This is a genomic window from Bacillus sp. SRB_331, assembly GCF_003264175.1.
Classification (GTDB): Bacteria; Bacillota; Bacilli; order Bacillales; family Bacillaceae_G; genus Bacillus_A; species Bacillus_A mycoides.
In genome coordinates this window covers 25,070-46,325 of sequence record NZ_NADV01000077.1, presented here as the reverse complement: position 1 = coordinate 46,325, position 21,256 = coordinate 25,070, and the positions used below count along the sequence as shown (strand labels likewise).

Annotated in this window: 26 protein-coding genes, 1 pseudogene and 1 riboswitch; of the genes and pseudogenes, 10 read left to right on the top strand and 17 right to left on the bottom strand. The window is 34.6% G+C overall.

Annotated features, from left to right (window positions below; translation table 11 throughout):
• Positions 1–97: 97 nt before the first annotated feature.
• Both B5P42_RS30755 and B5P42_RS30750 read right to left on the bottom strand, forming a co-directional pair.
• Entirely contained in the window at positions 98–415 is a 318-nt protein-coding gene (locus B5P42_RS30755; RefSeq protein ID WP_002158508.1) for a magnetosome magnetite crystal formation protein family, read from the bottom strand.
• Positions 416–562: 147 nt separating this feature from the next.
• Positions 563–1,099 carry a YdcF family protein gene (locus B5P42_RS30750; RefSeq protein ID WP_306475273.1) on the bottom strand — a complete coding sequence of 179 codons (537 nt, stop codon included), beginning with the start codon at positions 1,097–1,099 and terminating at the stop codon, positions 563–565.
• Between the two features lie 202 nt (positions 1,100–1,301).
• Here B5P42_RS30750 and B5P42_RS30745 point away from each other — a divergent pair, with 202 nt between their 5' ends.
• Positions 1,302–1,967 (top strand): DUF421 domain-containing protein, encoded by a 666-nt coding sequence (locus tag B5P42_RS30745; protein WP_002011883.1) that lies wholly within the window; start codon positions 1,302–1,304, stop codon positions 1,965–1,967.
• Between the two features lie 38 nt (positions 1,968–2,005).
• Here B5P42_RS30745 and B5P42_RS30740 read toward each other — a convergent pair whose 3' ends face one another.
• Positions 2,006–3,361, bottom strand: coding sequence for an MATE family efflux transporter (locus B5P42_RS30740; protein WP_113736019.1), 1,356 nt, complete (start codon positions 3,359–3,361; stop codon positions 2,006–2,008).
• An 89-nt stretch (positions 3,362–3,450) separates the two neighbouring features.
• Positions 3,451–4,281, bottom strand: coding sequence for a MerR family transcriptional regulator (locus B5P42_RS30735; RefSeq protein WP_002086530.1), 831 nt, complete (start codon positions 4,279–4,281; stop codon positions 3,451–3,453).
• Positions 4,282–4,549: 268 nt separating this feature from the next.
• Here B5P42_RS30735 and B5P42_RS30730 point away from each other — a divergent pair, with 268 nt between their 5' ends.
• Positions 4,550–5,713: a cation:proton antiporter gene (locus B5P42_RS30730; RefSeq protein ID WP_002011888.1), complete on the top strand. Its 1,164-nt coding sequence runs from the start codon at positions 4,550–4,552 to the stop codon at positions 5,711–5,713.
• A gap of 63 nt (positions 5,714–5,776) precedes the next feature.
• On the opposite strand, the gene B5P42_RS30725 is transcribed toward B5P42_RS30730, so the two are convergent.
• From B5P42_RS30725 to B5P42_RS30690, 8 genes are all read right to left on the bottom strand, one after another.
• Positions 5,777–6,055, bottom strand: coding sequence for a DUF3986 family protein (locus B5P42_RS30725; RefSeq protein ID WP_044438089.1), 279 nt, complete (start codon positions 6,053–6,055; stop codon positions 5,777–5,779).
• A 65-nt stretch (positions 6,056–6,120) separates the two neighbouring features.
• A complete protein-coding gene (locus B5P42_RS30720; protein WP_044438088.1) occupies positions 6,121–7,470 on the bottom strand; it encodes an aspartate aminotransferase family protein in 1,350 nt (449 codons plus the stop codon).
• Positions 7,471–7,659: 189 nt separating this feature from the next.
• On the bottom strand, positions 7,660–9,210 hold the full coding sequence (locus B5P42_RS30715; protein WP_220089411.1) for a solute symporter family protein: 1,551 nt from the start codon (positions 9,208–9,210) through the stop codon (positions 7,660–7,662).
• Positions 9,211–9,212: 2 nt separating this feature from the next.
• Entirely contained in the window at positions 9,213–9,554 is a 342-nt protein-coding gene (locus B5P42_RS30710; protein ID WP_113736016.1) for a DUF485 domain-containing protein, read from the bottom strand.
• A gap of 234 nt (positions 9,555–9,788) precedes the next feature.
• Positions 9,789–10,418, bottom strand: a complete 630-nt coding sequence (locus tag B5P42_RS30705; RefSeq protein ID WP_002126527.1) for a sterol desaturase family protein — start codon at positions 10,416–10,418, stop codon at positions 9,789–9,791.
• 82 nt (positions 10,419–10,500) lie between these two features.
• Positions 10,501–10,794, bottom strand: coding sequence for a cytoplasmic protein (locus B5P42_RS30700; RefSeq protein WP_113736015.1), 294 nt, complete (start codon positions 10,792–10,794; stop codon positions 10,501–10,503).
• A gap of 19 nt (positions 10,795–10,813) precedes the next feature.
• Positions 10,814–11,446 carry a LysE family transporter gene (locus B5P42_RS30695; protein ID WP_113736018.1) on the bottom strand — a complete coding sequence of 211 codons (633 nt, stop codon included), beginning with the start codon at positions 11,444–11,446 and terminating at the stop codon, positions 10,814–10,816.
• A gap of 139 nt (positions 11,447–11,585) precedes the next feature.
• On the bottom strand, positions 11,586–12,314 hold the full coding sequence (locus tag B5P42_RS30690; RefSeq protein WP_002030884.1) for a YqcI/YcgG family protein: 729 nt from the start codon (positions 12,312–12,314) through the stop codon (positions 11,586–11,588).
• 260 nt (positions 12,315–12,574) lie between these two features.
• On the opposite strand from B5P42_RS30690, the gene cspB reads away from it, so the two are divergent.
• On the top strand, positions 12,575–12,772 hold the full coding sequence (gene cspB, locus B5P42_RS30685; protein ID WP_002011904.1) for a cold shock-like protein CspB: 198 nt from the start codon (positions 12,575–12,577) through the stop codon (positions 12,770–12,772).
• 119 nt (positions 12,773–12,891) lie between these two features.
• Complete coding sequence (locus tag B5P42_RS30680; RefSeq protein ID WP_002011905.1) at positions 12,892–13,140, top strand: DUF2564 family protein; 249 nt, start codon at positions 12,892–12,894, stop codon at positions 13,138–13,140.
• 33 nt (positions 13,141–13,173) lie between these two features.
• Here the strand turns inward: B5P42_RS30680 and B5P42_RS30675 are convergent, their stop codons facing one another.
• Together B5P42_RS30675 and B5P42_RS30670 are read right to left on the bottom strand one after the other, a co-directional pair.
• Positions 13,174–13,350, bottom strand: a complete 177-nt coding sequence (locus B5P42_RS30675) for a zinc-finger domain-containing protein (RefSeq protein WP_002011906.1) — start codon at positions 13,348–13,350, stop codon at positions 13,174–13,176.
• Positions 13,351–13,362: 12 nt separating this feature from the next.
• The gene (locus B5P42_RS30670; RefSeq protein ID WP_002126525.1) at positions 13,363–14,022 is read right to left on the bottom strand and encodes a ribonuclease H family protein; all 660 of its coding nucleotides are present in this window, start codon (positions 14,020–14,022) and stop codon (positions 13,363–13,365) included.
• A 306-nt stretch (positions 14,023–14,328) separates the two neighbouring features.
• Between B5P42_RS30670 and tnpA the strand changes: the two are divergent.
• Positions 14,329–14,565 (top strand): annotated as a pseudogene (tnpA, locus tag B5P42_RS30660) (IS200/IS605 family transposase); the annotation flags it as partial.
• 35 nt (positions 14,566–14,600) lie between these two features.
• Positions 14,601–15,950 carry an RNA-guided endonuclease TnpB family protein gene (locus B5P42_RS30655; RefSeq protein WP_113736014.1) on the top strand — a complete coding sequence of 450 codons (1,350 nt, stop codon included), beginning with the start codon at positions 14,601–14,603 and terminating at the stop codon, positions 15,948–15,950.
• A gap of 366 nt (positions 15,951–16,316) precedes the next feature.
• On the opposite strand, the gene B5P42_RS30645 is transcribed toward B5P42_RS30655, so the two are convergent.
• Positions 16,317–16,805 (bottom strand): QueT transporter family protein, encoded by a 489-nt coding sequence (locus B5P42_RS30645; RefSeq protein WP_113736013.1) that lies wholly within the window; start codon positions 16,803–16,805, stop codon positions 16,317–16,319.
• Between the two features lie 6 nt (positions 16,806–16,811).
• Positions 16,812–16,856: riboswitch (PreQ1 riboswitch) on the bottom strand.
• Positions 16,857–16,988: 132 nt separating this feature from the next.
• Between B5P42_RS30645 and B5P42_RS30640 the strand changes: the two genes are divergently transcribed.
• The 3 genes from B5P42_RS30640 to B5P42_RS30630 all read left to right on the top strand — a co-directional run bounded on the left by B5P42_RS30640 (position 16,989) and on the right by B5P42_RS30630 (position 19,237).
• Complete coding sequence (locus B5P42_RS30640) at positions 16,989–17,861, top strand: aldose 1-epimerase family protein (protein ID WP_002141077.1); 873 nt, start codon at positions 16,989–16,991, stop codon at positions 17,859–17,861.
• Between the two features lie 70 nt (positions 17,862–17,931).
• Complete coding sequence (locus B5P42_RS30635) at positions 17,932–18,318, top strand: reverse transcriptase-like protein (protein WP_113736012.1); 387 nt, start codon at positions 17,932–17,934, stop codon at positions 18,316–18,318.
• Between the two features lie 13 nt (positions 18,319–18,331).
• Complete coding sequence (locus tag B5P42_RS30630) at positions 18,332–19,237, top strand: DMT family transporter (RefSeq protein WP_113736011.1); 906 nt, start codon at positions 18,332–18,334, stop codon at positions 19,235–19,237.
• Between the two features lie 2 nt (positions 19,238–19,239).
• Here B5P42_RS30630 and B5P42_RS30625 read toward each other — a convergent pair whose 3' ends face one another.
• Positions 19,240–19,500 (bottom strand): DUF6123 family protein, encoded by a 261-nt coding sequence (locus tag B5P42_RS30625; protein WP_001195213.1) that lies wholly within the window; start codon positions 19,498–19,500, stop codon positions 19,240–19,242.
• A 182-nt stretch (positions 19,501–19,682) separates the two neighbouring features.
• Between B5P42_RS30625 and B5P42_RS30620 the strand changes: the two genes are divergently transcribed.
• Positions 19,683–20,243 (top strand): cysteine hydrolase family protein, encoded by a 561-nt coding sequence (locus tag B5P42_RS30620; RefSeq protein ID WP_002064579.1) that lies wholly within the window; start codon positions 19,683–19,685, stop codon positions 20,241–20,243.
• Positions 20,244–20,277: 34 nt separating this feature from the next.
• Here B5P42_RS30620 and B5P42_RS30615 read toward each other — a convergent pair whose 3' ends face one another.
• Positions 20,278–21,138, bottom strand: coding sequence for a GNAT family N-acetyltransferase (locus B5P42_RS30615; RefSeq protein ID WP_044438083.1), 861 nt, complete (start codon positions 21,136–21,138; stop codon positions 20,278–20,280).
• Positions 21,139–21,256: the final 118 nt, after the last annotated feature.

The following is a 21,256-nucleotide window of genomic DNA, read 5'->3' as shown; positions in this document are numbered from 1 at the left end:
ATGATTCGGGGTACAGTTCATTGTGAGTTGCTCTTTTTTAAATACATATTAATATGGTAAATGAAATTATATTGACTTTACACACATAACGACAACGTTAAGCTGCTTTCAATACTTTAATACCTTTAACAATATTCCAAATGAAGTAGTAAATCCCTACAAGAATAAACACTGCATACGTTATAACCATCCCAATTCCAACGCTCTCAGACTGATTGAAACTTAAACCGTATACTCCTGATAAAGCTAACCCTCCAAATAAAATTGCATATGGGAAAATATGTGACCAAAATGCTTTTTTCGCATGATATTTTACTTCATCTTCCGCAACGAAGTAAACGATAATTGGTAGTAAAAATGGTGCAAAAAAGATACTAAAATAACATAGCGAGGATAAAATATTATTTCCTTTCATACGATTCACCTCTAAAGTTTTTTATTACCTTCATTATGTCAGGAAACCTTTCCAGAAACTATCGCTTTACCTTTCATGAACATGACATTTTTGTAAGATTTTCCTCGAAATAAATCCCGCCTCAAATTTTGGGCGGGATTACTTTAACTATATTCGATTCATAAACCAATATTGCGTAATCGCTAAATATTCTCGTACATTCGATGGAATGATAATTGGCTTCGGTGTTTTGGCCGGAAGCCCTTCTAATTGCAAACCTTGTTTTGCAGCTATTTTTTTCGCTCTAAACATATGGAAATCGTTTGTTACGATCATACCTTTTTTCATATTGGCTGGAATTAACGGCTTTGAGAATTTAATATTTTCATCTGTGCTCGTCGACTTATCTTCCATTATAATGCGGTCTTCTGCAATATTTTGTTTCATTAATCCTTGTTTCATCGCTAATGCTTCTGTAATATCTTCACCTTTTCCTTGGCCTCCAGATACAATAGCAATTGTTTTATCATGTAATTTTAAATACTCAGCTGCTTTATCAATACGATATTGCAATGAATAAGAAGGTTTTGTTCCATTTACTTTCGATCCTAGTACAATTATATAATCCGCATCATCAATTGCATTCATATGCCCATGCTTATAAATGTTATATTGTAAAAACCCCGCATATACGGCGCAAATCATTATAACAACTAAAATATACTTGATTATTTTCTTCTTTCTCATATCCATATACCCCTATTCCCTTTACTTCCTTTATCATAATATCCATTTATTCGTTTGTATACAGACGAATTCCAATTAAGCCTAATTTATCCTCCAAAAGGTAATATTTCTATTAATTTCGGGAATAGTAAGTACAACTTCGCACGAAGGAGTGTCCCTATTGCTTCTCTTTTTATGTAACGTATCATTCTTTTTCATCTTATTTTTACTATCACTTAAGCTACTTGGTAAATCTGCATTAGCACAACTAACTCCTCATGATTTTGGGGCTATTATCTTTTTATCTTATTTAGCTTTTCAAGCCATACCAGTCGCTGGTGCTTTACAAGCATTTCTCGGTATGGTCGTTATTACATGTTTGCATTTGCTTCTTACAAAATTAAGCCTACTCAACAAACTAAATCGTTTTATTCTCGGACACCCCATTATTTTAATTAAACATGGTGATATTATTTTTGAGAACTTACAAAAAAGTAGATATCCGATCCCTGAATTGCTTTCTAACCTTCGCGTCGCAGGATATCCAAGTGTTCATGAAATCGAGTATGCGATATTAGAAGCGAATGGAGCTATTAGTATTTTACCAAAAAGAGAACTTGTGCCTCTGACTCCAAAAGATATGAATATAAATGTTAAGTATGCAGGCTTACCAATTGCTCTTATCGTTGATTCACAAATTCAATACGATAACTTAAAATTAATCCATAAAAATGAAAAGTGGTTACATGCAGAGTTAATGGAGAAAGGCGTTACAAATATTAAAAATGTGGCTTTCGCTTCTGTGCAGGAGACAGATGGATCTTTTGCGATTAGTTTAAAAGAATGAAAAAAAATCCCCTTACTTGTTCAAGGGGATTTTCTTCACTATATTGCTTTTTTCTCTCTCACCATGTTTAACGGAACAGGATGTTTCATACGATTCATCGTAAATACGATAATTGCTGTCAATACTTCCGCTACTGGCATAACGAGCCAAATTCCGTTTATACCAAATACTTTTGGCATAATCCAAAACAATGGGATAACAAATAATAAACCTCGGCTCATTATTATAAGTACTGATTTTTTCGTTTGTCGCACTGATTGGAAGTACTCTCCATATACAATGTTATAGCCTAAAAATACATATTGAATAAAGAATAAACTAATACCTGTTAACGTTAACTCCAGTAGTTCTGGCGATTGAACATTAAATAAACCTATAATATATTTCCCGAAGAATAAACCGACAACAATTGCAATACCTCCGAGTACAAGCGCAATTTTTACAGCAAACTGCAATCCTTCACGCAATCTTTCTGATAAGTTTGCACCGTAATGGAAACTAGCGATTGGTTGTAACGCTGCACCAACACCGAAGAATAATAGCAATGTCATTGCATGAATACTATTCACCATCGCATAAGAAGCTACACCTAGTTCTCCTGCATATTGAACGAACGCAATGTTAAAACCGATCGTTACGATTGCAACTGTACTTTCTGCTGTAAAACTTGGGAAACCGATCACCATAATTTGTTTAACCGTATCCCATTCAAAATGGAATTTCGTCCATTTTAAAATACTACTTTTTCTAAAGAAGTGAGTTAATAATACAAGGAAACCAATTGCCGCTGAAAGAATAGTAGCTGAAGCAGCACCAGTTACACCCCATCCAAAGATGAAAATAAAAATATAGTCGAACACTATATTTAATACAGCCGTTACAACAAGACCTGCCATTGCTAAATTAGGATTTCCGTCATTTCGTATAAATGTACTTAAAATATTTTCTAAAACGTATATCATTCCAAATGTTAATAACACCTGTAAATAGTCTAATGCGTATGGTAAAATCACTTCATTCGCACCAAATAAATATGCTAAATCTTCTATTCTCCATAAGCAAATAGCCGCTAAAACGCCAACGATAACAACTGCTACTGTCATAGATTGAGTAAAGATAGACCTTGCTCTTTCCAGTTTATTTTCACCTAGTGCAATGGAATATAGCGTTGCTCCGCCCATTCCAATCCATAATGAAATAGAGAAGAAAATTGAAAATGCTGGAATAGCTACGTTTACTCCGGCTAAACCGTTCGCTCCAACTCCTCTACTAATCATGACTGCATCAATCACAATATTAACCGACATTAATACCATCCCAAGAACAGCTGGTATTAAATACGTAATAAATAAACTTTTAATTGGTTTTTCTCTTAATTTTTCTGTTGTTTCCATCATATAAATGCTCCTTTTTCAATGCTCTGTTCACAGTTTAAACCTTCAAGTTACTTGAAGGTCAATAGAGAATCGAAAAATATATAAGCCTATTTTTTAACAACAGGTATTTGAATTTCCGTTACTTGCTCCTTCGGATTTTCTGTTACGGACCAATCAATTAATGCAAGTTCCAGTGCATCTCCGCACACTTCATATCCTTCGTTATCAATGTGCTTTAATAATTCCGTATACGTTGCGTCTGTTTCTTCATATGGTCCATGGTGATAAGAACAGGCAAATATCCCTTCTTTTATTTCATCTGAAGTATGCGCTTCAAAAGGCATGTAATCCAATAAAATAAACACACTGTTATATGCTTGAAACTCATTTTGCATTAATGCTTTTTTTGAAACTGTTACACCGATATCACCTGAAAATAAACTATTATCAATTTGCTTCATATTTTTTTGCAACGAATGGATATAATATTCAAACATATCATCCGTTGTATTTGGTGCAACTGCAATTGCTGTAATTTTTCGTTTCGGTATCTTTTTATAAATAATTTGATTTGCTTCAGATTTCGTCGCTTTCTTCATTAAATGGATTTTATGTTCCATTTTTGCCAAAGCATACTCGATTTCTCTTTGTTTTTTCAGCATCATTTCTTGTTGTTTTTCAAGTAAATTCAGCGCATAAGATGGATTTCGTTCATCAATATATTTCTTTATTTCCTTTAACGGGATGTTCAATTGGCGTAAAAATTTAATCGTATCTAATAGTGAAAACTGATCAATTGTGTAATAACGATAATTGGTTTGAGGGTCAACAATTGACGGATGAAAAATCCCTTTTTCATCATAATAACGTAATGTAGATTCCGCTATATTATGCATTTTCGCCATTTCCCCAATTGTAAAACGTTGATTTAATAACATTTTTCTTTCTCCATTCATTATATGTAAACTTTATTACTTCCTATTATATATCTATATCCCCCGTTTCTAAAACGAATCCTCTCATGAAAATCTGCTATTTTTTCATTGATTTTTAATAAATTTTATTATATATTAATTACAGGTTCAAATTACAAGTTCAAAAGAACTCGTAATCAGACCCTTTGTTTAATGGATCTTTACATATTATCATTAGGCAAATTCCGAGAAATCGTATGATAAAAATAAAAAATGATGAGGAGAGGATCAAATGGAATTCGAATTTTTCTTTCAGATTGCACTTATTTTATTAAGTACAAAGCTCGCTGGTGACCTTAGTGTTAGATTAGGTCAACCTTCTGTACTCGGTAAATTAATTGTTGGTATCGTTATCGGTCCAGCTATATTCGGATGGATTGAAAATTCAGAACTTCTAACACAATTAAGTAATGTCGGAGTTATTCTTTTAATGTTTATGGCAGGACTTGAAACAGACTTAGAAGAATTAAACGCAAATCGTAATTCTTCTTTAGCTGTTGCACTTGGAGGTATCGTTCTTCCATTCGTAGGTGGTTACGTTGCCGGTCTTGTTGTCGGTATGGAACAAGGGAATGCTGTCTTTTTAGGATTACTTCTATGTGCAACAAGTGTTAGTATTTCCGTTCAAACACTTCGTGATTTAGGTAAAATGAAAACACGTGAAAGTACGACGATGCTTGGAGCCGCTGTATTTGATGACATTCTTGTTGTTATTTTATTAGCATTTGCAATGAGCTTCTTAGGCACAGATGACGTTAACTTAACAATGATTATCTTGAAGAAAGTAGTATTCTTTGCTTCTATCATTTTAATTGGTTGGAAAGGTGTTCCAGCAATCATGCGTTGGTTATCACCGCTTCGCGTATCTGAGTCTATCGTTAGTGCTGCGCTTATCATCTGTTTCTCATTCGCATACTTCGGCGAACTATTAGGAATTGCTGGTATTATCGGTGCTTTCGCAGCTGGTATCGCTATTTCTCAAACGAACTACAAACATGAAGTAGAAAAGAAAGTAGAACCAATTGCTTACGCTATGTTCGTTCCAGTATTCTTTGTTAGTATCGGTATGAATATTACATTTGACGGTATTGGCGATCAAATTTGGTTCATCTTAGCATTAACAGTTATCGCTGTATTCACAAAACTAATCGGTTGTGGATTTGGTGCACGAATCACTGGATTTGATGCAAAGTCTTCTGCAATTATCGGTGCTGGTATGGTTTCTCGTGGTGAAGTTGCACTTATCATCGCAGGAACAGGACTTTCTTCTGGCCTATTAGCACAAGATTACTTTACAGCAATCGTTATCGTAGTTATTTTAACAACGATGATTACACCACCAATGTTAAAATACACTTTTGGTGCAAAAGATAAAGCAATGAAAGCAAGTAAATAAGTTTCATATAATAAAAGGAGATTGCTCTCTTATAAGATAGCAATCTCCTTTTTCATTTTATCTTTAAACAATTCCATTCATTTTTAACCAGTTTTCAAACATAGTTCGCGCTTCTTCATCATCGATATCATTACTAAATGAATACACCTTAATGCCATAATCATCTATATATTCACCTAGCTTCATTTCCTCCACTTTTTTGTAAAAATCATCTACCTCATAGTGTGGAATATATGCATCCCAAACTGCCTCATTTATTCTTTTGTACGCTGTCACTTCTAAATCATATCCGTCTTCATAATAACCAATGTGATAATGTTTGTTAGGATCATATTTCTCCATTAAAAGCTCCTCCTTGTAAACAAAAGCGAGCCTTATATTACAGCTCGCTCCTCTCGTTCTATTTATTAAATACGTTCCATCGCTGTCTTCAACGTTCCGACAATAAAAGCAATTTCTTCACCTGAAATAACAAGCGGCGGTGCTAATGTTAAAACGTTATTATAACCTGCTGTTGTCATACCGTTACGCCCAATAATAAGCCCTTTTTCTTTACAAGCATTTACAACACTTGCAATTTTGTCATTATCAATTGGTTCTTTCGTCGCTTTATCATTTACTAGTTCGATTCCAACTAATAGCCCTTTCCCTCTAATATTACCAACAAGTGGATGTTCTCCGATTTCTTCTTTTAATTGATTTAATAAAAGCGAACCCATTTGTGCAGAGCGCTCAATTAAATTTTCATTTTCCATAATCTCTAAGTTTTTAAGCGCTAATGCACAAGCCGCTGGATTTCCACCAAATGTATTAATATGGCGGAAGAATTCATATTCTCCTGTTCCTTTAAATGCCTCATAAATTTCTTTTTTTACAGCTGTTGCTGATAATGGTAAATATGCGCTCGTAATACCTTTTGCCATCGTAACGATATCAGGCTTAACGTCATAGTTCATAAACCCAAATGCTTTTCCTGTACGCCCGAAACCACAAATAACTTCATCACTTATAAGTAGTGCTCCGTGTTTTTGACATGTTTCGTGAATTGCTTTCATATAGTCTTGTGGTGGCATTAAAATACCTCCGCCTGTAATAATTGGCTCCATAATAAATGCTGCTATCGTTTCACTTAATTCCCATGTCATAACACGATCTACTTCTTTTACGCATTCTACATCATAAATATTTTGTGATTCCATTTCTGGCATGCGGTAACAATCTGGAGGCGTTACATGTAAAAACCCTGAAGCAAATGGCTCATATTGGTATCTACGTTGTGCTTGGCCAGTTGCCGCCATCGTTGCCATTGTGTTTCCGTGATAACCACGATAACGTGACATAAATTTGTAACGATGCGGTTCACCTTTTTGAGCATAATATTGTCTTGCTATTTTAAAAGCGGTTTCATTCGCTTCTGATCCACTATTAGAGAAGAAAATAACATACTCTCCACCAAGCCACTCGTTTAACTTTTCAGCGAGCTTAATTGCTGGTTCATGTGATTGTGACATCGGAAAATATGATAATGTTTGCAATTGCTTATAAGCTGCCTCTGCAAGCTCTTTTCTTCCATATCCGCTATTTACACACCAAAGACCACTCATACCATCTAAGTATCTTTTTCCTTGTATATCTTCAACCCAGCACCCTTCTGCTTTTGCCCCTACCATTGTACTACTTGGACTAAAGGGACGCATTCCGTGCCACACATATTGCTCATCTTTTGCTAATAATTCATCGGTTTGTTTTGTCTTCATCATTTCTTCCACCTTCCATAACAACTTATTTTTCACAAAGCTGCGCTGGTGCCATGATGAGTTAAATTTCTCCCTGCCTATTTTCATTCCACAAACACAAGACAAATCCTACCAAAATTAAAGTAATATTTATAAGAAAATGTCAAAAGAAAGAGGAGCTTTTCTTATATTTCGAAAAGCTCCTCTTTTTTAATGCGAAGATGCATCACTAATACCATGACCAGTATTAGATTTCACAAGAATTTCATCAAATTTCGCTGCATCTTCTTTCTTACTAGAGAAAACAGTTCCTAAATATGCTGCAAGAAACCCGAGCGGGATCGAAATAATTCCAGGTGTCGTATATGGGAATATCGCTTCTCCAACAAAAATAGCTTTTCCAGCTACTGGGTTCCAAACATTTGGACTTAACGCTACAAGAACAATCGCTGATACAAGACCAACAATCATACCAGAAATTGCTCCTGTTGTATTAAAACGCTTCCAATAGATTGTAAATAATATAACCGGTAAATTTGCACTCGCTGCAACCGCAAATGCTAGTGATACTAAAAATGCTACGTTTAATGTTTGAGCAAATAAAGCAAGTATAATAGATACTATCGCTACTCCAATAGACGCATAACGAGCCATTGACACTTGCTCTTTTTCCGTTGATTTTCCTTTACGGATAATCTCATTATAAAAATCATGCGCGAATGCTGATGCTGCTGTTAACACAAGTCCTGCTACTACAGCTAAAATAGTTGCAAAAGCAATTGCTGATACGAAAGCAAATAAGAAATCTCCGCCTAATGCTTTTGCTAATAAAGGTGCTGCCATATTACCAGCAGAGTTTGCTTTAATAATCGCCTCCTTTCCTACAAACGCTGCTGCTCCAAACCCTAAGAAAATTGTCATAATATAAAACGCGCCAATTAACCACGTCGCATATACAACAGATTGACGTGCAGTTTTTGCATCACGTACTGTAAAAAAGCGGACAAGAATATGTGGTAATCCCGCTGTACCAAGGACTAGTCCTAAATTTAAAGAAAGTGTATCAAGACCATCCTTATACTTTACTCCTGGATTTAAAAACGAATCTTTTAATGGAGTAGCTGTTTTCATGTGAGCGAACATTTCAGTCACACTGAAATTAAATTTGGAGAAAACGATAACAGAAATAATAAATGTCCCTGCCATAAGTAGTACAGCCTTTACAATTTGAACCCAGCTCGTAGCTGTCATTCCTCCAAAAATAACATACACAGTCATAAGTGTACCTACGATTAATACAGATGTTGTATATTCAATACCTAATAATAGTTTAATAAGTGCACCCGCACCAACTAATTGTGCAATCATATAAAAAATTGAAATCGTCATCGTATTAAGCGCTGCTATACCACGAACTTTTTTCGCATCAAAACGTGCCGCAATCATATCTGCTAACGTGTACTTCCCTAAATTTCTAAGCGGTTCTGCGACAAGATATAGAACAACTAAATAAGCAACTAAAAAGCCGATACTATAAAAGAACCCATCAAACCCAGTTAACGCTATCGCTCCGGCTATACCAAGAAATGACGCAGCAGACATGTAATCCCCAGCAATAGCCAGACCATTTTGCCAGCCAGTTAATCCCCCTCCAGCCGTATAAAATTCACTCGCATTTTTCGTTTTTTTTGATGCAAAATAGGTTATGACGAGCGTACCAAGAACAATAATTAAAAATAGTGCAAACGCAGTAGTATTCAAATTCAGCCCCTCCCTTTTTGCATATCTTGCAGAATTTTTTGCGAAATTTCATCAAAGGATTCGGCTTTCTTGCTGTAAATCATACATAATGACCATGTCATAATAAATTGCGCAAAAGCAAATACCCATGCCCATGTCACATCACCAAACACCGGTGTATTAAGCACCTTTGAATACGATGTTAAAATAGGTAGTGCTATAAAAAAACTTAAAAAGAAAATACTCATCGGAATGATAAACTTCTTTTTCGTATTTAATAACAATTGAAACTCTTCAGACTGAACAACTTCTGTATAATTCACCTCATTTTTTAACTTACGTGCTGACGTATCATCTCGTTTCATTCTCTGGTCCCCTCTCTTAACTTAAAATACAATTCACCTTGCATACATAAAGACTAAATTTTATAAATATTCAGAAACTTATTTTCATTTTAGACAATCCGTACATTCCTGCAAAGATTTTTCGATAGACATTTTTCGTCATTTTCTCCTAAATTTTCAATATACTTTTTTAACATAAAATTTGATTGATTCGATTAAACTTTTATTCCCATTAATAGAATAAAAAAGTAGTGCTTATCGCACTACTTCTTTCTTTGTCTCCTTTTCTAAATTACGAGCTGTTTCACTTAATTCAACGTCTTTTCCATCTTTAAGTGTTCTAAATATAAAATCGAATACTGGATTTGAAACTCCGAACCAAAACTTTTCATTTTTATAATGGTGTAATATGTGCTGTTTTTTTAGCCATCTTCCAAACTTAGTGAAGGGACGAATCGGTTTATGTGCAATATAATGTTTCCATTCATAAACGAGGAGCATGATAATCATTCCGATTCCGAATGAAAGTGTAACAGTAACACTTTTTGTAATACCATACGTTATAAGTAAATATATAGTAAAGCTAGGTATACTAAACCATACAGGCAAAAATAAAAGTTTTAAATCATCTGGATATACGTGATGATCATAATGTAATCTTCTTAACATTTTTAATAAAAATGCGTTTTTAGGCGGCTTTAAATGGAATAAAAAACGGTGTGTCATATATTCGTTAAACGTATAAAAAACAATCCCAAACATACACGCTAACATACCAATCCATGTAAAAAATTGCATTTTTAAAATAATAATAAAAATTAATAGAACACTATACATAATAACAATATCATGTTGTAAAAAAAACTCTTTCACCACTCTCTTCATCTTACTTCCCCCTTTTCCACAAAAACAGCCGCAACATATCGTTACGACCATTTTTTTCCATTTCATTCTTATTCCATTCACTTTACAAATTTGCCTGCTGTTCTATTGTCGAGAAAAAAGTGTTCGGACCAAATATATTTTGCTTCGGAATAATGTGTTCTAATGCAAACACTGTTACTTCTCCTCTTTGTACTTCTCCAATAATGAGACCAAATACTTCATGATTTACCGCAAACGTTGGTTGTTTCGTTTGCAGTAACCTTGCTGCATTTTTAAATACCGCTTCATATAGTGGATTCCTATCAGTAATTTCTTTTCGGATTTTTGGTGCTAAAGTGATGATAATTTCTTTTCCGTCAATAGTGGTTCGATACATAAAAATCTCCCCTTCAATCTTATATGAACAACTGTAAAGCTTTGTATGCAAATTGGATAGAATATCCTACTAAAATAATACCTGCTCCGGCTGTAATATAGCCAAGTGCTTTTTTCTTTAATAAAGTTCTTCCAAAATGTACAGAAAAAGCAATATTTAAATTCCACAAAATAATACCAACAATAATACAAAGACTGTACAAAAAAGCTTCTTGTTTTGTTACCTTTGTAAGCAACGAGCTAAGTGTACTTCCATATATACCAAACCAAAAAACGAGATTTAATGGATTGGATATCGCAATTAGAAATCCTGCCATAAAAGATTGTTTAAGGCCACCTATCTCTTCTTGTTTATATTCCATATTAGAGTGAGAAATTCCTTGTTTTACACTTTGAAACCCTAAATAAAACAACAAGAAAAAACCAGCGCAATACATAAAAGCTTGTACATATGTATACATAAACACAGAAGATAAACCAAAATAAATAAGCAGCATAAACAAAATATCAGCAGTCATTCCTCCGATTCCAACAATCCACGCATGCCAAAATCCACGTTCAATTCCTCGTTTTAACATTTCAATATTAATCGGACCTACAGGTGCAGCTAATGAAATACCTAATACTATTTGTTGTATAATTGCTCCAAACATCACTCTATCCTTTCTACTTCTTTTACTATTAAGTAATGATGCAAATAAAGAAAATAGACTAGCTTTCATAAAAATTATTCACTAATACAATACCCTTTTTTATCCAAAATATGCAAAAGAGCCATCCAGTTGATGGCTCTTATTTCTCTACCCTATGATGAAAAGGACATTTACCTTTAATCGGCTCAATATCATCCCCTATGAAATATTGTTTCCATTCACGATGATTAGGATCGCCGTAGTGACTAATGTTAGGGTGCTTCGGCAACTGATCCCACTTTTCAACTCGTTCACGGACCATTTGTCTTGAATACGACCCCTTAGGACGATCTCCTTCTAATCCATCGAAAATAGTTCGTGGCTGGAATCCAATAACGAGAGAATTTCCTAAATGCCTAGTCTTTCGCTGTTTATAAGCTGGCGCATTCCCAAATGCAAATATTGGTTCACCACCAAATGAAAATTCCCATAAATGATGGTCTGGATTTTTCGGGATTTGCTTTGGCCATAATTGATTATCTTGTTCATGCAAATATTGTAGTACTTTCCAAAAATAATCTCGATAATATTCGATTGATTTTTCTTCACATTCCGGTTCCACAAAAAGAAAAAATCCTCTTCTTACAATCGGCCGCTCTTTCATTAGCTCCAAAAAAGTTAACATTGTATTGGGCAAATGACTCCAATCATTATGAGAGAGAAATGAATAACGAAGTTCATTCTTCTTCAAAGCTGTTAAACCGAAATAACACGGGAAGGTTGGTTCTAACACGACACTCGAAAAATCATGAAATTCTTTTGCAACCCAATTCGGTATGTCGACTCTATTTTTCATCCCTTCATTATCTAATAAATAAGACTCATCCATTCTTTCACCTCATTATGTACAGCATTCACTTAAGAATATTACATACTCGGCTTGTCCTATACCTTTTTAAAAATTCAAGAAAAAATTAATTCAAAATACAAAATTTTAAAAACGCTTACTTGACTAAATTCTACCAATTCATGTATATTTAAATTAATCATTTAGCAGAATATTCGAGAATATAGCATTTTTTATTTTTATTATTTTTTAATGAATTTCACTAAATGAAAAAAGGAATCGTTTTTAGGAGGAATTGTGACATGCAAGGAAAAGTAAAATGGTTTAACAATGAAAAAGGTTTTGGATTTATCGAAATGGAAGGCTCTGAAGATGTATTCGTACATTTCTCTGCTATTCAAAGCGACGGCTACAAAGCTTTAGAGGAAGGTCAAGAAGTATCTTTCGACATTACTGAAGGAAACCGTGGACCTCAAGCTGCTAACGTGGCAAAACTTTAATCCCACTTATGACAGGAGGTTACCTTACTTGGTAACCTCCTTTGTTATTCCTTTGTATATTTCCGTTTTCCAGAGCAAAAACTATGTGAAATGCGCAAAATACAAAGGAGGCAATAACAATGGGGTCACATGTAAATGATTTTGAAGAAGTAAAATTCCGTGTAGAAACTGCACAAAAAATGGTAGGTTCTGCAACAATTTCAATGGATCCAGACACATTAGAGCATGCCACTACTGCAGTAGAATCGGCTCGTTCTCAGCTTGAAATCATGAAATCCGTTGCAACGGATTTAGATGAGCCATTTCTAATGAATGAAGAAAAAAAATTAAGTAAATGCGAGCATCAATTACATGAAGCGAAGCACTAAAAAACATCCAGAGAAAATTCTCTGGATGTTTTTTTATGACAATTGCTCCCCATACTTTTTCAACTTCTCTCCAACCGTACATTGCCGTATACAAAAAGAATGGGCATAGTATTTACTATGATTTTTCCGATTATGTTCCTGCAGGAAACACCCTCCGCAATACGTTTCTAATAAGTCATTTACCTCTGTAATGAGTTGCTTCTTCTTCACGTGTGCACCTCTCTATTCGGTTATTTCTTTATGACTATCAATTGTCGTCCCTTCTAATGCTTGCGCTGCTAATTGATGTGCCTCTTTATTTTGTTTTCTAGATATCGGTTCACAAATAAGTTTTAATTTCATTTGCTTCGCTTTTTGTTCAATTTGATCTAAGTAATGATTTAAATGTTCATCATAGCAAGGCCATTCACCAGCTAATTGCTGCAGTACAACTTGAGAATCTCCACGAAGTGTAACTGCTTCATATTTAATTCCTAATTCCTCGAGTGTATTCATCCCGTATAATAATGCTGCATACTCCGCTTCGTTATTATCATATATGCCTTCTATGTATGCATTGCGACGAATTCGGTAATTTGTATTTCCTTTTTTATAGTATACACATATACCAACCCCAGCTTCTTTCGTCTGTACATCATAACCACCATCAAAATAAACTTGAATTTCTTGCGGATCTTCCTCCACTTGCTTACTCAGTTTTTTCATTTCTTTTAATGACCATTCCGCGTCCATTTCATCGAAAAATAAAAGTTCTTTCACCCTACCTGTTTTCTCAAAATCCTCCGCAAATTGAAGCACTTCTTCTATGTTCATATAATCTGTTGTTAATTCAGTTTGTAAACCACGCTTCGTTTTATACAACCAATGTATTTTATATTTCATACTAGATTCCCCTTTTATAAGACTTCTTATATGTAGCCAGCTAATGAAAGCCTCACTTTATTTTATCTCTTTCGGCAAGCAGACTCCATCTGATTTGCGTTACGGGTGAAACCCAACAATTCAGGTGGAGATGAATTGCCGTCAGAAGGTAGACCAAACACTTTTGTTTCGTTCATAACAATTTTTTGAGGGCGAATATTTGTTTCTTTTTGTCTTACGATATAATCTGTCGTAGATAAGGAGGGAATATATCGTAAGACAACGAAATTGGATAATAATAATCATTTGGTTACTTGAGCCAAAAGGAATTACGATGAAGATCATGTTCATATTTTGTTCCGTTTCGTTCCAAATAATGCTTTGTCAAAAGCGATTAACAGTTACAAAAGTGTTAGTTCTCGTTTCCTGAAACGAGATTTTCCTAAGATAAAACATGATCTATGGAAAGAAATGTTTTGGTCTCGAAGTTATTGTCTTTTAACAACGGGCGGTGTACCTATAGATTCTATCCGTAAGTACATTGACTCACAAGGAAAGCAATAATTTTCATGAACTCTCTGAGAAAGGTGGTGAAAACAATGGCTAGAAAGAAAGCAGTGAAAGTATTACGTAAACAAAAGAAAAGAGAAACCATGCAACGATTCACGCAGAAACAGAATATCGGACGAGCTTGTCTCACAGCAAAAGAATTCCGCTTACTGCAACGCATGTCACATAGTTCAAAAGCGTTACGAAATGTTGGATTGTACACGATTAAACAAAGTTATTTGACCCATAATAAAATGGCTACTGTAAAAGAAGTGGACACCGCCATGCAAGCCGATATGAACTACTGGGGCATTCAATCAAACTCTGTTCAAGCGATTCGTAGAACCTTATTTACAGAAGTGAAGAGCTTTTTTAAAGCACTGGAACAATGGAAGAAAAAACCTGAAACCTTCACAGGTCGTCCTAAGTTTCCGAATTATTCTCGTTCAACTGATAAACGAATTATTGAAATCTATCAAGTTCCAAAAGTGGATGATAACGGGTATTGGATGATTCCCATGAATGTGGCATTCAGAAAAAAATTCGGTTCCATTAAAATACGTATGCCAAAAAACTTAAGACATAAAAAAATCTCCTACATTGAGATTGTACCGAAGCAAAAAGGTCGGTTCTTTGAGGTGCATTACACATATGAGATGCACGTTTCTCAAATGAAGAAACAATCCACGACTACTAGTAACGCTTTGAGTTGCGATTTAGGTGTAGATAGATTATTAAGTTGCGTAACAAATACAGGTGATGCATTTTTAATTGATGGGAAAAAATTAAAATCCATTAACCAGTACTTCAACAAAATGATACGTAATCTCCAACTGAAAAATGTGGAAAATGGACTTTCCAAACGTGTTGTAACGAATAAAATGGCTGCACTTTGGCATAAACGAGAAAGACAAATAAATGGTTACATTTCACAAACTGTAGGTTTGTTGTTCAAAAAAGTGAAAGCATGCAACATAGATACGGTTGTCGTAGGGTATAACACTGGTTGGAAACAAAAATCTGATATGGGAAAAAAGAATAATCAAAAGTTTGTTCAAATTCCATTTCATAAACTGATTGCAGCAATTGAGAATAAATGTGTAAAAGAAGGCATCCGATTTTTAAAACAAGAAGAAAGCTATACTTCAAAAGCTAGTTTTCTTGATAAAGATAGGGTTCCAGTTTGGTCTAAGGATGATAGGACGCATTATCGCTTTAGTGGCAAACGAATCACTCGTGGTCTGTACCAAAGTAAAGCAGGAACATGTATCCATGCTGATATTAATGGCGCGTTGAATACATTGGAAAAATCAAGAGTTGTAGAATTGGATGAAAATCTTAAAGTGAAAACGCCGATTCTATTAGAAGTGCAAACACGTAAGGCTGTTGCTTCGGCATAGCTTAGTGGGTGTGTCAACCATCCATGTGTACTCGACTTGTCGGGGCTTGTAGCACACGCCGGATTCATCTGAGTGGTGGCTTCTTCCATAAGGAAGAACTGCTCTTTTTCAAAAGGGTGGTGCAAGTGGGGAAACGATTGTTCGTTTCTAGTACCAACCAAAAACTTACTTGGGGTGTTACCGTAAGGTGGCATGAATTCTAGAGCGTCAAACTGTCTAGCGATAGATGAAAAGACCTAGAGTTCTAACTCAAGCCCCCACTGAAACGTTTCATCACAGTGGGGATAGTTGACCAAGAGTCACAGTATTATATACAATTTAATCACATACAAAAAGAGCCATCCTAAGTAAGGACAGCTCTTTCATCTATTGCATAAATCTTTCAAATTGCACTCGCTTATTAATCCAGTACATTACAGGCATACCAATTGCCATTACAACAAATTCACCAACTGCACAAGTTAGCCATGTCAATAAAAATGGCAGATCAAACGCAAGATGAAGTTCAATTGCAATCATAAGCATTGTGACTGTAAAAATAACTGTATTAAAAATCATACGAGCCCAAACACCTTTAATGAAGCGCATAGAAATAATAGTTGCAAGTAATGCAAGAATGGATTGCCCTACTCCAAATACTAAATCATAAGCGATCATAGGTGAGAAAAAGAGATTCGTTAAAAATACACCTAATACAATCCCGTAAATTGCTTTCTTATTGAATACAACGAGATGATTAAACATCTCTGAAATACGAAACTGTACACTGGTAAAGCCAAATGGCTGAATAAGCATAGAAACAGCAATATATAATGCCGCTAAAATACCATTACCGACTAATGTCCTTATATTCATGACAAAATCTCCTTAGTTTTTTTACGTGGGATGGTTTCGAACCACGTTATTCGTTTTTTAAGCAACAAGAATATATTCTACGCAATAGACACTCTCTCGTCAATAGATTCCTATCATTAACTACCTTTTTTCTTTTAGAAAACGTATAATAAAACATATGAAAGTTTTAGGAGGTTTCACTTCATGACAGCAACAATTCAAAATGAAAAAGTGATCGTTTCCATTTCTGACAAAGGTGCAGAATTACAAAGCGTTCGCTTAAAAGAAGATAACACTGAATACTTATGGCAAGGCGATTCTACTTATTGGGGGCGCCGCGCACCAATTTTATTCCCAATTGTCGGCCGATTAGTAGATAATACATACTACGTAGATGGTAAACCGTATTCTTTAACACAACATGGCTTTGCTCGTGATCTTACATTCTCTGTACAAGAACAAAGTGAAACGAAAATCACTTATATTGTAACTAGTAATGAAGAAACATTAAAAAAATACCCATACGAATTCGAATTACTCGTTTCTTATGAGCTAGACGGACAAATCGTCCATGTAACATATGAAGTAAATAATCCTGCTTCAAAAGAGATGTTCTTCTCAATCGGAGCACATCCTGGTTTCAACTTCCCCTTATTAGAGGGCGAATCATTTACTGATTATCATTTAGCATTTAATGGTTCTGAACGCTTAGAAACAAGCGTATTAGAAGGACCTTATCTTTCAAGTAAAAAACAATTAATTGCTGAAAATACGAATGAATTACCACTTACATACGATTTATTCAAAAATGATGCGCTTATTTTTGAAAATATGAATACGGATGAAATCTCTATTCGCTCTCATAAACATAATAAATTTGTAAAAGTAGAATTTGACGGATTCCCATTTGTCGGCGTATGGACACCAGGCGAAAACGCACCTTTCTTATGTATTGAACCTTGGTACGGTATTGCTGATGAAGTAAATCCGGCAAAAGATTTCAAGGAAAAAAAAGGAATTCAATCTTTACAAGCGAATGAAACATTTACATGTCGTTATAGTATTACAATCGGCTAAAGTACTCTATCCCCTACTTCAAAGAAACATATAAGTAGGGGATCATCTTATAATTTGGAGGTTTCTCATTTTGATTGAAGTATATATTGATGGTGCATCAAAAGGAAATCCTGGTCCTTCTGGTGCTGGAGTGTTTATTAAAGGGGTGCAACCAGCTGTACAATTATCATTGCCCCTTGGGACAATGTCCAATCATGAAGCAGAATACCACGCCTTACTTGCGGCATTAAAATATTGCACGGAGCATAATTATAACATTGTCTCTTTTCGTACAGATTCGCAACTTGTCGAGCGAGCTGTCGAAAAAGAATACGCAAAAAATAAAATGTTTGCACCACTATTAGAAGAAGCATTACAGTACATAAAAAGTTTCGATCTCTTTTTTATTAAGTGGACTCCAAGTAGTCAAAATAAAGTTGCTGATGAATTAGCTAGAAAAGCTATCTTACAAAATTAACGGGGGTATGAGTGTGAAAAAAGATTGGGTTGCTCCTCTTGCTTTATTATTTGTCTCTTTTATTTGGGGAGCTACATTTGTTGTCGTTCAAAATGCTATGTCTTTCGTTGGTCCATTTACTTTTAATGGTATTCGCTTTTTATTCGCTGGAATTATTTTATTATTCGTTCAAATGATTTTCTCAAAAAAATCTTCAAAACAAGATATAAAACAGAGTAGTCTCGCTGGATTAATCGTTGGATTTTTTTTATGCGTTGGCTATGTATTACAAACATTCGGCTTACTTTATACAACTTCTTCAAAAGCTGGTTTCTTAACAGGACTTAGTATCGTTATGGTACCCATTTTGTCTTTTATCTTTTTAAAACAAAAAGCTACCATTTTTATCGTAATGGGCATTGCTGTAGCAACAGCAGGTTTATACTTATTAACGGCTGGTGATTCTTTTCAATTAAACATTGGAGATATACTCGTTCTCGGTTGTGCAGTTGCTTTTGCTGCCCATATTCTTGTTAACGGTTTCTTTTCTAAGAAAATATCACCTTTATTACTAAGCACCTCTCAAGTATTAGCTGTCGGTATATTTTCTTCTATTTGCGCTTTTTTGTTTGAAGATTGGGAAAAATTATTTTCAGTTTCACTATGGACGAATCAATCCTTTTTATTCGCTCTATTTCTAACTTCCCTATTTGCGACATCAATTGCCTTTTTCATTCAAACTTCTGCACAAAAACACACTTCTCCAACGAGAGTAGCAATAATCTTCGCAATGGAGCCTGTTTTTGCAGCATTAACAGGTGTTCTAGTAGCAAATGAACAGCTTTCTATTTCTGCCATTATTGGATGTCTATGTATTTTCCTAGGTATGGTTTTTGTTGAATTACCTTCCAAAACAAAAAAAGAAGCGCAGGCTGCGTGAAGTTACGCTTGTAACTTCCGCATAAAAGCCTTAGCGCTTTTTTTATCTGTAATTTCTTCTTCTTTCAATCGTTCTAATAACGCAACAAAATAACTGCCATCAAACTGTAATTGATGTTTAATCGTCGCTTCTATTGCTACGTTCACAATCCCATCAGATGCACCAGTATATCCTTGTCCGAACATAATAAATCCTTGTGCTTCCTCTGATAATTTAAATCCTTTCGTATGTAAGAATGAAAGATAATCTTCTACTGTTTGCATGATATTCCCACCTACTCAAAAATTCTCCACTTCTTATCATACATGTTTTTATACTCTATGAGAATGAAATTTATTTGACAACTTTGTAAATCTATCGTCTACTTCTTAGAAAAAAGAGGAGTTCCTTACAATATAAAAGAATATGTAAAGTGGAATTTATTTCATATTAAAGGGGATATCGAATGAAACAAGCACTATTAATTATCGATGCTCAGCAAGAATTAATTGATGGAAATGAACAAGAAAATGAAGTTTTTCGTAAAACCGAGCTATTATCTACACTAAATACAGCCGTACAGAAAGCAATAGATTCAAATGCCCTTATTGTTTTCGTAAGAGATATCGATGTTGCTTCTGGTAGTGGTGTAGGATTTGAAGTACATAATCAAATTAAAGTACCTCAGTCTGCAATCCTTATTAATAAAGCAGCAACAAACTCATTCTATGGCACTTCTTTACTTGAACTTTTAAAAGAAGAAAAAATTAATCATATTGTTATAGGGGGATGTAAAACAGAACATTGCATTGACACCGCAGTTAGAACAGCTACTGTACAAGGATTTGACGTTACATTAATTAAAAATGGTCATTCCACAACTGATTCTGACGTATTGTCTGCAGAGCAAATTATTGGTCATCATAATAAAACTCTACACGGTCATTATAATGTTGATCATTTTTCTATGGTGAGAGATATCGAGGAAGATCTCTTTCAGCCAACTCACGACCAATATCGTGATTAACGAAAAAGAATCCTTCATTCAGAAGGATTCTTTTTTATCCAAAAATTTGTGCCGCAATACTATATAGCTCATTATTCCTTTTTAATAATTTATCGCTATTTTTCATCATAATTGGTGGTGTATTAACCTTTTTAAAACCGATAATCTCTAATTCTTTCATGAAATCTTTCTTTCCTTCTGGTACATCCATTCTTAATTTCCCATTATGCCCTTTTGCTAAATAATGTACCATTCTCATTGCCATCTTATCATTTTTAGCAACAATTGGTCCTATTATTTTATTTTCTGGCGTTTGTATACTTATACCGTATCCTAATACATTCTGTTGTGCATCCTTTGTAACAATACATTGTTCACTTTGTATAATTCGATACTTTAAAAACTCTTCTCTATTTGTTCCAAATGCATCTTTATCTATTTGTATTATATCTTCTAAATCACGTTCTTCATAATTCACAATATACTCTTCATTTCCTACACAATGGTAATTCGCATTGTACGAGTTACATATGTATTTAGAAACATAACTAACAGCCCTGAATCCTAGTTTTTCATATAAAATTTTCCCCTCATCCGTGGCAATAAGCATAATTGGGGTTTGAGTTGATACGCTTTTAACACATGAATCCGTTATTATCTTTCCAATCCCTCTTCCTTTATAATCTGGATGTACAATTACCATTCCAATTGAAGCTAATGTCTCCCCGTATAGTATAATTGCTGCGCTAGCAATAAGCTCTTCCCTCTCATTTACTACACCATATACTATACCCGTATGCAAAATCGTCTCAATTTCCTCTCTGTTGTAATCCCAGCCAATATGAGAAGATAATGCTACAATATCCTCTATTTTTCCTTTCCTAAGACGCTCCACTCTAATTTCCAATTCACTCATTCTCCATCCCCATATTTAGACGTTTGCATCATTCTTTCCGAATTAACTTGTACATGTTTCCCTTTACCAGTTACACACATATCCTATTTTGACCAAGACTCTATTGTAAATGAGGTGA